This window comes from Saccharicrinis aurantiacus (genome assembly GCF_001660705.2).
GTDB classification, from domain to species: Bacteria; Bacteroidota; Bacteroidia; order Bacteroidales; family Marinilabiliaceae; genus Saccharicrinis; species Saccharicrinis aurantiacus.
This window is the reverse complement of record NZ_LYBV02000030.1, coordinates 45,954-58,869: the sequence shown is the minus strand read 5'-3', so window position 1 is coordinate 58,869 and position 12,916 is coordinate 45,954. Positions and strand designations below refer to the sequence as shown.

Sequence of the window (12,916 nt, the reverse complement as noted above, 5' to 3'; positions counted from 1 at the left end):
AGTTATTTTTTATTTTACCGGACATTTTTGTTTCTGAATTTTTCCACCTCCATTGGGTAGCTCATTCTCCCAACTCCAATCTAATTTTTCAGCTGAGGCATGTCGATAGTATCTGAAATAATCAAAATCCACTGCCAAATCATCCTTATTATACTTTGATGTTCCATCTTCAATTTTAGGATACAAATAACGCGAAACTACATTACCTAATAACCAAAACATAGGTGTACGTGCTGGTTTTCCAATAGTACTAATGGTATAACTTTTCTCGGGAGCAGCCTCATCTACATCTACAAATGTGGCGACTCTCTCACCAATATGATTCCAATTATTACCATCCCAAGCCCAAATTTTAAGATGATCAGGAGAATACTCCAAACCAATTGTTTGCCATCTGTCGTCCATAATATTAACGGGTTCATTTAAGATTGCTTTCTCTAAACCTGGACCTTTGGTAATAACTTTACGTTTCTTCCCCTTACTATCTGTAAAACGAGCAGGTGCATCACAACTCCATCCATTTGGACCTGTTTCCCACTCCATAAAATCAATCTCTAACCAAGGACTTTTCCCTTTTACTGTTGTACGCTTTACGCCATCTATATTATCCTGACAACCCGACCAAACTGAAGGGTGCCATATTGATTTGTTTGTTCTAACATCATCAGAATCGAAACCTCGGTAACGAAACTTCACCACATAAAAGCCATAATATCCTGATGCACGAGAAACAATACCAGCAGTTCTAATAGGACCATCTTTAGCACTTGCTTTTATAGATACATATTTTGCATCGCCATCCTGTTCCATTACAACCAATGTACTATCTGCATGGTATCTTTCAACCATATAGCCTCCTGTATTGCGTCGTCCCCATTTAGTAAGATCCAAACCTTTACCATTAAACTCATCAGAGATACTATAATCTATATACTTAGTATAATTTTCTTTGGTCCCTTTTGGTAATTGTTGTGATGATTGCGAAACACTGAGTTGGGTTAAACCCAGAGTAATAATTAGTACAATTAATTTCAAATATTTCATTTGTGTAGATTTTTTTAGATTTACTTTTTAGTCACTTTGCCTATTTGCGACCAATTACTGTCTTCTGAATTAACTGCTCTTTTCATTTTAAAATAAAACGTTTCCTCATCCTCTAAATCAATAGAAACCATACCTCTCACATTTGAAGTAAACTCTTTGTCTAAATTATTTTTAGACTTTCCATATTTAAAGGTATAATCGCCATCTTCAAAATCACTTGAATAGCCAATTACCAACTTATTATCAGCTATAAACGAATCCCAAATAACAGGAGGCAGTATTTTGCTATTTGTTGTTTCCTCTTTTACTGCAGATGGCTTACTTAATCCTTTATCGTTAAGTGCATACAGTTTAAAAGTATATTTTATACCACTTTCTAAACTATCAATATCAATACGGTCAGTTATTGTTTTATAAGATTCGTATTCAACACCATCTGTTCCGGTATACTTTACAAAGTATTCTGTTGCATTCGGAACCTTATCAAACATGATTCTTACAGCATTCTTTCCAGGAATTATTTCTGATATTTCTGGTGTAATAGCATTCTGAAATGAAATGGTTTTATCTAACCTTGAATAATTGGTTGGTGTTACCAAACTAACAGTTAAATCTAAAATATCAGAAGGTAGAGCCTTCCATGAGATAGTACCTTTCCATTCTTCATCAGTAGGTTTTAAATCTGGCAACTCTATGCTATTTTTCGAAATAATTTCGCCCTTATTATTCCTAAATTTATAAGCCAATGTATAGTTATACATGGCATGGCTAGGGTAATCACTTGCGCTGCGAATAGGCATTCGGATATTTGCTGTATTACTGTTAAAATCGATATTACTAATTTCGATATCAGTTACCGGAGCATGCTCTTTTTTTATACGATCAAACAATCGTCTTTTTTGTCGCCACGATGTTATTACACCCCAAACTCTATTTTCCTCAGCCGTTGTAGCTGCATAGCCACTGCGATAATCATTAAATGTCCACATGGAAGTTCCAATTACAAACTCGTTTTTGTGTCGGAAGTTATTGGTCCACTCGGAGAATATTTCTTTATCAGAATCTAAAGCCGTAGATGGGAAAGGATCGAAACCAAACTCGGATATAAAAATTGGTTTATCAGGCCATTTGGTGCGTAAGGCATCTAATATTTCTTGAGGTTTACCCTGCCAGCGGTACATATTATGCATGATAATATCTACAAAAGTATTCGGGTCAGTTTCGGGTGTATAATCTTTCTTTTGTCCGGAATTACTAACACAAGTAAGCAAACGATAAGGGTCGAGCTCCGTTCTTACGTAATCCATTACATCGCGACCATATTCGTAATGGTTGTTCAGCTCGTTTCCTACACTCCAACCAATAATACTTGGATGATTCATATCGCGCTCAATCATACCTTTTAACCAATATTTTGCTAAAAAGTAGTTCTTCTCTGAAACTTCGATGCCATGCTTTTTAGTTAGCATCACGTAAGGTTCATCAAGCATTAAGATTTCTTCTTCTTCAGGATTAAGCTTAATTCCTTTTTCCTTTTCAAGCTTAGCAAGCGGATAATAGTTTGCCCTAAATTCATCATTATCCAAATCTCTTACATTAATCTCCTCAAATATTAAGATTCCCTTTTTATCGCATAAATCCATTAACTTTTCATTCTGAGTGCCATGCATAATGCGCATAAAATTAGCCCCTGCTTCTTTCATCAAGTCAACATCCTTTTCAAGCACCTCCAATGGTTCAGAAGATCCCCAGTAACGGTGCTCACTTACCCTGTTAAACCCGGCCAAACGGACAGGCTCTCCATTTAATAGCATTTTAGAATTCGTTAGTTCAACTTTACGTATTCCGAAATGATCATCCTTTCTATTTAATACTGTTTTCCCTTCCGAGATGCTGGTTTGTATCTGATATAACTTTGGGTTATCAAAATGCCATAATTCAACATCCTTCGATTTCAAACTACTTTCTAAATAAACATCTTCTGCACCATTTGGCCCAACCTTTACTGTGCCATTTAAAGTGGCTATTTTAGAACCATCGATTATATTACTATTTATTTTAATGGATCTTTCCGTTGATGAATTATTCTCAATTCTAAGTTTAAGCTTTAATTGGGCTGTACCTTTTTCTAAATTAGGTTCTGCATGAATGTATTGATAATCAATCCTAACATCTTTATTCTTTGTGAGCATAACATCACGAATAATCCCTCCCCAATTCCATGTGGCTCCAACAATAGCACTATTATCAGCTTCAATTGCAATAAGGTTTTTTCCATCAAAATTCAAAGCATCTGTTACATCAAACTCAAAAGGAGTAAACCCTCCCCTATTCTTTCCGATAAACTTTCCGTTTAGATAAACCCGCGAAAGATGATAAACGCCAGCAAATTTCAAATAATACCTTTCATCCGACTCTTTCGTCCAAGTTTGTGGAATTTGTATTTCTTTACGGTACCACGCTTTACCCGTGTAATTCGAAAATTCATTAATCATTCCCCAATGGCCAGGTACTTTTAGGTTATGCCACTCTGAATCGTTGAAATTGGTTAAGTATACTTGAGAAGGCAATTTTTTTGCTTGTTGATATTGTTCCTTAGATATCTCTCTGAACATTACCGCATCAGCAGCCACAACACCACTAACAATCGCTGACAATTCTATATAGTTATTATCCGCACTATTAAAGTCATAAATCCCCAAGCTTATCCATTCATTACAACGTGTTCTTTGACTTACAAATTGAGTTGTAATTCCCTGGGCATGTTTTACATTATACTTAGCCGTTAGGTGAGATGAAAATGGATAAATGGTAAAAACCTCATAATAAGCTGATTTTTTGAAATTAGGATAAAACCTAATATAAGAATCATCTGTTTTATTACCACCTTTTAAATCTGTTAATGAATAACTATGTTTTTCGTAATCAATGCCATAAAATTTAGTTTCTCTAGCCCCTAATTTTGATGACTTCCAACTCCCCTTTCTTTCAACACTTGCATCTCTATTATCAATAATTATATCTGCCTCCGATGCTTGTATATTCATATAGTTTGAACCTTCGCCATCGATCGCATAGAATTTCCAATCGCCATTTAAAGAGAGTTGTTCTTCGCCTGTTTGGGCATAGCTATTGGTTGAAAATATTATTGCAATAAAAAGGCAAAATTGCCATGCTTTGCGAATTATAAGTTTATTTGTCATGGTAGTATTTCTTATCTGTTTATGAAGGTGTTTAAAGCTATATTAGTCGTTCCAATGTTTTGTGATCACTTCCTGAATGTGAGGATAATCTTCATCTTCTTCGTTTAAATCTGCTCGCTTTTTTAAAAGATCTTCTTTCATATTAGCAATTACATCGGCATATTTTGGATTGTTATACTCATTTTGCATTTCTTCGGGATCTTGCCTTAAATTATAAAACTCCCAAGCTACAGGAGTATCAAAATCGTACCTCCCCCAGGTATCTGACTTTGTTCCTGGTTTATAATATCTGCCATAAAAGAAAATTAATTTATAAACTTTAGTTCTAATACCAAAATGTGCTGGGTTTGCATGTCGACTGCCCATATGCATCCAATATCTGTAATAAGTTGATGTGCGCCAATCAGCGGGCTCTACTCCTGTATCTAAATAACTTTTAAAACTAGAACCTTGCATATACTTTGGTACAATCCCTCCTGCCATTTCAATAATTGAAGGAGCAAAATCAGTATTATTAATTAGCATATCACTATGTATCCCTCTTTCAAATGCTTTTGGATAACGCACAATGAAAGGCATGCGCATTGATTCTTCATACATCCAGCGTTTGTCAGTATAATCATGCTCCCCTAGCATAAAACCTTGATCAGCTGTATAAATAATAATGGTATTGTCTAACTCACCCGTTTCCTCAAGATAATCTAAAAGACGTTTAATATTATCGTCAACTCCCTTTACACAACGCAAATAACGCTTCAAATACTCTTGATAAGCCTTGTGTTTATGCTGTGGATCATTAGAATCTAATCCCATTTTTAAAGTACGCCCCATCCCTCTAATGGTATTACGCATTCCTACAGAAGAACCAATATCGTGTATTAGAGCATCATTTTCTCCCCTAGTCGCTATGGAACCATGGTTTCCCGATTGATATAAACTAGCTGGTTCTGGAATATAAGTATCCTCAAGGTAAGTACTGTATCGCTCGGCATACTCAAACATATCATGAGGTGCCTTAAACTGATGCAGCAGCATAAATGGTTTAGATTTATCGCGCTTATTTTTAAGCCAATTTAGCGATCGATCAGTAATAATGTCTGAGGAATGACCTTTGTATGAATTAACCTTAAGCTCACGCTTATGCCCATTTCCAAAGTTGATGGTTCTAGTAATACTTCCATCTCGGCATATTAAATCTGGATTATGGTATTTTCCTTGCAGAGGAAGCACTTCGTAATAATCAAAATTACTGGGTTCATTTTTCAAATGCCACTTTCCTATAACTGCAGTTTGATAACCAAGCTTTTTCATTTCCTGCGGCAGATACTGTTTCTCAATTGGTAGGGCAGCGTGCAAATCGAGTACTCCATTGGTTTGTGGATATTGCCCAGTAAGAATACTAGCCCGGCTAGGCGTACAAATAGCATTGTTACAAAATACATTATCGAATACAATTCCATCCGCCGCCAAGGCATCAATATTTGGCGTTGGATTTAATTTTGCAAGTCTACTTCCATATACACCAATGCCCTGTGTGGTATGATCATCAGACATGATATATAAAATATTAACAGGCTTCGTTTCTTTAGCACACGATACAATAGTTAATACTAGAATTGGTATATAGAGTAAATAGTTTTTAATCATAGAAAATAATAGTTAGTACTCAAATCCATATTTTATTTTATCTAGGGCTATTTTTAGCTAAACTCCATTTCAATTAAAAACCTAACTATCCGAAGCCTTAAATGCTAAGTACTTCGGATAATACAAAGTGCTTTAACAGATAACTTCAAAGATTGAAGCAGGCACATCTTTTGATGGGTGCTCCACTTCTATGATTAAACCTTTGGTTTTAATTGCTTCATCAATTTGTATATAATTCATGGTCTGATAATTCCCTCTTACTTCCTTAATTACAACTCCATCGAGTGTTTTAATTGTAAAATTGCGAACACAAAATGGAACTACGTCCTCTGGATGTCCATACTGAACTGTTTCCATAGCATGATCATAATCTGTATCGAAAAATAAACGTATAGAAGAGAGTTCTTTTTCTGTATTCCACTCAATTTTTAATGTTGGATGACTATCGTTAATGTCAGCAACCCAAGCATTGGCTTGCAACCAAGGACGCACATAGCCATTTCCAATATTATTTACATCAAAGGATGAAATGGCCGGACTTATTTGCATGGCTATATTTTTACCTTCTGGACGACGATTTGGAATCCAAAACTCAAACTCATCAACTCCAATTCCATCAGGTGGCGTTTGTTTACCATTATTAGATACCTTTTCGTTTACCCCATTAAAGACGGTCATTACACCACTTACTAGTGTATTACTTTCAGCAATGCTTAAGTGCTCATTTGCCATGAAAGTTATAAATCCATACAAATCTTCATCAACTGTAGTATCAAATTCAAAATTAACATCTTGTATTCCTTTACTGATGGTGATTGTTTTACTTTCCAAAATTAGTTCGGGTGCATAGTTACTCGCCAATTCTGATCTTCGCAATTGCACTTCAAATTCGGTATCGGCATCAGCTTTTAACTGCACGCTAAATGCATATTTCTGATTGGCCTTTAATGGTAACATTTGCGCTGCAGAAACACCTAACTTTAACCATTCGCCACTATTTGGCAGCGTTGTTAATTGTAAAGATGAAGAAGCTGTAAGTTCTGCATCGTTAACTAAATTCTCACTTCTTTCAATTGGTTTATTTAAAATACTTTGCCCTGTTTTATTCAATTCGTTTTGAAGATGTTTTATTTTACCGTTCTCCAGAATTTGCGCTGGCAACAAGTTATCCTCATTACAAATAGCAGCTGCCATCCCTACTGCCTGAGCACCAAAACCACAGGTAAGCATTACCCGCGTAGAACCAAATGCAATATGAGAAGCACTAATATTACGACCTGAAAGGAATAAATTGTCGATATCCTTACTTACAAAACTGCGATAAGGAATATCGTACACACCTTTTGAATGCCATTGTGTACAACTTGATAATTCGCTATAAACACCATCTGCAGGATGTAAATCGACAGCCCATCCCCCAAATGCAACCGCATCATCGAATTTCTGTTGGCCTAATACATCTTGTTGCTTCATCATATATAAACCTTCGAACCTGCGACTTTCGCGTTTACCCGGAACATTGGCAACCCATTCTAAAGAGAGGTTTTCTACGCCTTCGAATTCACCAGAATTTTTAATGTAATCCCAAACGCCGTATATTACTTTCCACAACTCCCATTTAATATCTTCGGTTTCATGTATTGTATCTAAACGGCCTCCATACTCAAACCACCAGAAATTACACCCCGTTTGATCTTTACGGATGATTTTATAGCGAGGAATGGCACTAATATCTTTTAATGCATAGGATGGCGCCACATATTTAACGGGCTTATCGCTTGGCTTACTATAGAAGAACATAGAATGTCCTAATAACTCCCCATAAGATTTATCTGGAGCAAAAAGTTCTCCGAATTCTTCTTTAGATTCTGCGCCAATTCTGAAACTCGCACCCGCCTGAAAAGCAACCAAACCATCACCTGTTGAATCACAGAACAATGGCGCACTAATTTTGTATTCAGTTGAATTCTGACTATTAAAACCTATTATACTTTTTATATTTCTATCATTCTTCTTTTCTACCTCAGAAACTGAAGTATTTAAAAGTAATATGATATTGCTCTCGCTAACTACCTTATCCAATAAAATGGTATCAAAAATAACTGGATTACCTTCTTTATTGCGATATAAGTTTTCTACCAATATCTCATCAATAACTCCGCCTTCGCGAGACCAGCGGTTATTGTTTCCCATATGCGAAGTTGCCCCCAAAGCCCATAAGCGAACCTCTGACGATGCATTCCCTCCCAATACAGGTCTATCCTGAACTAAGATGGTTTTAGTTCCTTTACGTGCTGCTGTTATTGCCGCACAAACACCCGATAATCCTCCTCCGACTACTACAAAATCGGCTTGCATGTGCACGGTATTATTATCGCGCTTTTTTGTTGAGAAATTCTCTTGAATCATTTTTCAATTTCTTTTGAATCGTTTATTTGATGCCTTTAGCTAGTCATCAAATTATATGCTCTTATTTAAACCACACAAAATGGATGAGATTGGATAATCTAAGTCTCGCGAGAACCTTGAAACACCCATATATACAAGTGGTTAAAGAACGAATATTACTTGTTTTTATATACTATTATTGCTCCAACTATTAATACAATAAGCCCCATACTACCAACTAAGGTAGCGCCATTTTCGGCTATAAAAGATAGGCCTAAAATTAACGAGCCCGTTGCTCCAACACCTATACCAATTACTCTGGCTCCTTTCTTATTTCCTGCAGTTTCGTCTTCCTCTAGCTTAACTTTTGCATTAATTTTTGTTTGATACATTTCATATTCAGTACCCTTAGATGGTGAGCCACTTAGAATAAATTCCGATATCAATAATAAAACAATAGGTAACCCTACCCCAAGCATCATTTCTGCGGCTCTTCCTAACTCAACGTTTATAAGCGATGGGGCTAAAAATTTAAAAAATGCATTTACAATTAATGAAATAACAGTAACTGTTAAGGCTGATTTACCTGTTATATTTTTAGAAAACAAGGACCATAATGGCGGTAAAAACATTGCACCTCCTGTTAAAGCAGCTAAACTCATAACCACCTCAACTATACCACCTAACATAGGCACTAGTAGGGCAACAATGATGGTGATGACACCTAAAGAAATTGTAGCAATTTTACCTACCTTTACTAACTGTTCATCGCTGGCATTGGGTTTTAGGTTTTTATATACATCATTAGCTAAAACACCTGCTGATATATTTAGGGTAGTATTTACCGAACTTGATGTTGCAAATACCATTCCGCCTAACATTAAACCAAGCATACCAACTGGTAATACTTCTTTACACATTAAAAGATAAGCACCTTCATCGGCCAAGCCACCTAAATCGGGATTTAAAACACGATAAATCATTGGTGGCAACATCCAAATAAGTGGACTAAAAACGTAAAGACCACCAAACAGCAAGCCTACTTTTTTAGCGTCCTTTGGGCTACCTACCGAGGTATAACGCTGTACATAGGCCCAGTTTCCTGCAATAAAAAAGAGATTATACAATCCGAAGGCAACCATAAATAACGGCGAGTATTCATCATTCACAAAATCGAAGAAATGATCAGGTGCATTATTTACGAATTCACTTATTCCACCAATTTTATCAAAGGACATTGGTACTACAATAAGCACTGCTGCTGTTAATACAACAAATTGCAGCACATCAGTAACAATTACCGCCCAAAGTCCACCAACTGTGGTATATATTAATATTAATACGCCCAAAAATACTATACTCGCATAAATAGGAATACCGGTAGATACTTCAACAATTTTTGCAACGGGATATAAAAATGCGCCCGTTGTAAATACCGAGATCAATAAAAACAAGTAAGTATAAACCTTTTGTGTTTTATACCCCAAACGGTCTGTTATATATTCGGCTGCTGTTAATGCGCCCGTTTTTTGCCAACGGGGTGCAATAAATAAACCAATTATAATACCTGCAATACACATGGTCCACTGAATAGCAATAGCCACCCATCCACTTTGATAGGCAATGGAACCCCAAACAACAAATGTACCTGCAGAGAAGAAACTCATGAATAATGATAGCCCACTCATCCACCAGGGTAAAGCACCTCCGGCTGCAAAAAAGGATTTCATGTTTTTGCCCGAGCGAGAAAAACTCATACCGCAGATAAAAACTAAAAGTGTAAATACTAAGATTACTGTTAAATCAATTGCTCCCATGTTTATTTTTTGTTTGATGCTAAATAAGCTAATTCAATTAGCTTGAACTAACAAATAATCGCAATATTTTTCGGAAACGTTTCTGAAAACGTTTTTATTTTTCGGAAACGTTTCCGAAATTAGCCGCACAAAATCCAGCAATATATATGAAACATATTACCATAAAGGATGTCGCAAAAGAATTAAATCTGGCAGTATCAACAATATCGCGAGCATTTAATGATAAGTACGATATTAAACCCGAAACTAGAGAGTTGATTTTAAAAACTGCAGAAGAAATGGGCTATCGCCCCAACCCCATTGCCAGAAAACTAATTCAGCAACGATCTTTTAATGTTGGCATAGTAGTGCCCGAGTTTGTAAATAGTTTTTTCCCAGAGGTTTTACTGGGTGCACAAGAAGTTTTGCACGAAAAAGGCTATCAGGTATTAATTATGCAGTCGAACGAATCGGAAGAAACAGAGCTGAAGAATGTAGAAACATTAGTGGATAATATGGTAGATGGACTACTTGTTTCGCTCACTTCAGAAAACAATAACAATTCTTTTTATGAGAAATTATTGAAACGAAACATGCCTATCGTTTTCTTCAATAGAGTAGCTGAGAATTTAAATACTAGTAAAGTGGTTTTTGATGATTATAAATGGGCTTTTTTTGCGACTGAACACCTAATTGTTCAGGGTTATACTGACATTGCCCATATTGCTGGTCCTAAAAATTTATTACTTAGTAAAGAACGAAGTAGAGGTTTTAATGATGCACACCGAAAGTATAAATTAACTCCTGGCCATATAATCAGCTGTGGATTTAGCATGCGTGAGGGTGAAGAATTAGCACAACAAATGGTGGAAGAAGATACTGTACCTCGTGCTATTTTTGCAGCAAGTGACCAAAGTGCCATCGGCTTTATGAAGACACTTAAGAACAATGGTTATAAGATACCCGAAGATGTGGCTATTGTAGGTTTCTCAGAATCGAAATTAGCAGAGCATGTATGTCCTAGCCTAACTTCGGTAAAACAGCCAACTTACGAAATTGGAAAGGCTGCTGCCGAATTATTGGTAGAACAGATTAATAACAAGGGTATATTTGTTCCGCAAAGCATAGTTCTTAACGGTAAATTAAATATTAGAGAATCTTCTGTTCAAATTACCAATGGGTAAATGAAATCTCACCATTTCAGAAAACATAATTTGCTCACTAGTATTACTACAGTAAATCCGATTCCTTTTTATATATTTGCCGAACTGAAATAAGGAGAGGTGACAGAGTGGCCGATCGTGTGCGCTTGGAAAGCGTATGTACCTTTACCGGTACCGGGGGTTCGAATCCCCCTCTCTCCGCTGAGTGCGAAAGCAATTTAAAGTAAAACCCTGTAAGTCACACTTACAGGGTTTTTTTATGCGCAAAAGTGTGCAATAAATAGCAGGAAAAGGCAGTTTTAGAGCGGACTTATCGAGGACTTAATATGCTCCTCTTCAAGTCCTCGATTGATATACTGAAAAACTCTACATTGCACTGTATTGCTTGGTTTTAGATCGTTACATAATGAGCTTGTAAAAATAATTTTAACATTAAAAATTATCGTTATGAGTGGACTAAAAAATGTCAAAACCTTGTTCTTTATAAAAAGAACAAAACTTACCCAAAAGGGTGATGCAACAATATTCGTAAGAATTACTATTAATAAAGAAAGAACTGAGTTCTCGTTAAAAAAGCACATCCCTCCCAAATTATGGGATGACAAAAAGGAAAGAGCAAAAGGCAAAACTCAATTTGCTATTGAGATCAATGAGTTTATTGATCAATACAACAAGAAAATATTATCCTATATAGACTTTATGCGTTTAGATAACCAAACTGTTACTGCTCGCATTATTCAAGAAAAACTAGTTGGCAAAAAAGAAACACGAAGAACCATCTTAAAAGTATTTCGGGAACATAACAATAATGCCAAGAAGTTAATTGGTATTGACTTTGCCCCTGATACGGTTCAGCGTTACGAAACCTCTTACATGCATACTAAAGAATTCATTAAATGGCAGTATAAACGCGAAGACCTAGCACTAGAAGACCTAAACCATCAGTTTGTGCGTAATTATGAGCTATACTTAAAAACAGAGCGTAAATGTGCACACAACACTACCATTAAATATCTAAAGAACTTTAAGAAGATAGTTCGAATAGCCATAGCCAATGGTTGGATGAAGAAAGACCCATTTTCCACAATTAAATTTAAACTTAAGCCTGTTGATGCAATCTACCTTAGTAAAGAAGAACTTTATACAATTATATTTAAAGATATTAGCATTGAAAGAATAGTGCAGGTGCGAGATGTTTTTGTATTTTGTTGTTTTACAGGATTGGCATTCTCTGATGTTAAAACACTAAAACGTGAGCATATTACTACAGATGGAAATGGTAGTACTTGGATTCATAAAAAGAGGATGAAAACAAAACAGATGAGTACCATATTTGTAATTGATGCGGCTAAAAAGCTGATGGCAAAATATAAAGATGTTCCAGAACTAATTGAAAAGGATGCAGTACTCCCTGTTTTAAGCAACCAAAAAATGAATGCATACCTCAAAGAGATTGGTATGATATGTGGGATTGATAAACCCATATCGACACACACAGCACGGCATACTTTTGCAACTACCGTTACTTTGGAAAATAATATACCGTTGGAGGTTGTTTCAAAAACATTGGGTCATTCAAGCACTAAAATGACGCAGCGTTATGCACGAACAACGGAAGCTTTAATTCAAAAGAACATGGAGAAGATTAAGAATTTGTACTAATCGATATGATGAT

At 35.9% G+C, this 12,916-nt stretch carries 7 protein-coding genes and 1 tRNA gene; 3 read left to right on the top strand and 5 right to left on the bottom strand.

Annotation, left to right across the window (positions count from 1 at the left end; translation table 11 throughout):
* Nucleotides 1-9 precede the first annotated feature (9 nt).
* The 5 genes from A8B35_RS13145 to A8B35_RS13125 form a co-directional block, all read right to left on the bottom strand.
* Nucleotides 10-1,044 carry a hypothetical protein gene (locus A8B35_RS13145; RefSeq protein WP_068473293.1) on the bottom strand — a complete coding sequence of 345 codons (1,035 nt, stop codon included), beginning with the start codon at nucleotides 1,042-1,044 and terminating at the stop codon, nucleotides 10-12.
* A 20-nt stretch (nucleotides 1,045-1,064) separates the two neighbouring features.
* Nucleotides 1,065-4,247 carry a glycoside hydrolase family 2 gene (locus A8B35_RS13140; RefSeq protein ID WP_068473290.1) on the bottom strand — a complete coding sequence of 1,061 codons (3,183 nt, stop codon included), beginning with the start codon at nucleotides 4,245-4,247 and terminating at the stop codon, nucleotides 1,065-1,067.
* A gap of 42 nt (nucleotides 4,248-4,289) precedes the next feature.
* Entirely contained in the window at nucleotides 4,290-5,894 is a 1,605-nt protein-coding gene (locus tag A8B35_RS13135) for a sulfatase family protein (RefSeq protein WP_068473288.1), read from the bottom strand.
* Between the two features lie 132 nt (nucleotides 5,895-6,026).
* Nucleotides 6,027-8,303 carry an FAD-dependent oxidoreductase gene (locus tag A8B35_RS13130; RefSeq protein ID WP_068473286.1) on the bottom strand — a complete coding sequence of 759 codons (2,277 nt, stop codon included), beginning with the start codon at nucleotides 8,301-8,303 and terminating at the stop codon, nucleotides 6,027-6,029.
* Between the two features lie 155 nt (nucleotides 8,304-8,458).
* The gene (locus tag A8B35_RS13125) at nucleotides 8,459-10,099 is read right to left on the bottom strand and encodes a sodium:solute symporter family protein (protein ID WP_068473283.1); all 1,641 of its coding nucleotides are present in this window, start codon (nucleotides 10,097-10,099) and stop codon (nucleotides 8,459-8,461) included.
* Between the two features lie 146 nt (nucleotides 10,100-10,245).
* Here A8B35_RS13125 and A8B35_RS13120 point away from each other — a divergent pair, with 146 nt between their 5' ends.
* From A8B35_RS13120 to A8B35_RS13110, 3 genes are all read left to right on the top strand, one after another.
* Nucleotides 10,246-11,262, top strand: a complete 1,017-nt coding sequence (locus tag A8B35_RS13120) for a LacI family DNA-binding transcriptional regulator (RefSeq protein ID WP_068473280.1) — start codon at nucleotides 10,246-10,248, stop codon at nucleotides 11,260-11,262.
* A 93-nt stretch (nucleotides 11,263-11,355) separates the two neighbouring features.
* A tRNA-Ser gene (locus tag A8B35_RS13115) sits at nucleotides 11,356-11,442 on the top strand.
* Nucleotides 11,443-11,688: 246 nt separating this feature from the next.
* Nucleotides 11,689-12,903 carry a site-specific integrase gene (locus A8B35_RS13110; protein ID WP_068473277.1) on the top strand — a complete coding sequence of 405 codons (1,215 nt, stop codon included), beginning with the start codon at nucleotides 11,689-11,691 and terminating at the stop codon, nucleotides 12,901-12,903.
* Nucleotides 12,904-12,916 lie beyond the last annotated feature (13 nt).

What these genes read in the sequence shown, in the direction of transcription:
- A8B35_RS13110 (WP_068473277.1), top strand. Translation starts at nt 11,689, where the DNA reads ATGAGTGGACTAAAAAATGTCAAAACCTTGTTCTTTATAAAAAGAACA.
- A8B35_RS13140 (WP_068473290.1), bottom strand. Translation starts at nt 4,247, where the DNA reads ATGACAAATAAACTTATAATTCGCAAAGCATGGCAATTTTGCCTTTTT.
- A8B35_RS13120 (WP_068473280.1), top strand. Translation starts at nt 10,246, where the DNA reads ATGAAACATATTACCATAAAGGATGTCGCAAAAGAATTAAATCTGGCA.
- A8B35_RS13125 (WP_068473283.1), bottom strand. Translation starts at nt 10,099, where the DNA reads ATGGGAGCAATTGATTTAACAGTAATCTTAGTATTTACACTTTTAGTT.
- A8B35_RS13130 (WP_068473286.1), bottom strand. Translation starts at nt 8,303, where the DNA reads ATGATTCAAGAGAATTTCTCAACAAAAAAGCGCGATAATAATACCGTG.
- A8B35_RS13135 (WP_068473288.1), bottom strand. Translation starts at nt 5,894, where the DNA reads ATGATTAAAAACTATTTACTCTATATACCAATTCTAGTATTAACTATT.
- A8B35_RS13145 (WP_068473293.1), bottom strand. Translation starts at nt 1,044, where the DNA reads ATGAAATATTTGAAATTAATTGTACTAATTATTACTCTGGGTTTAACC.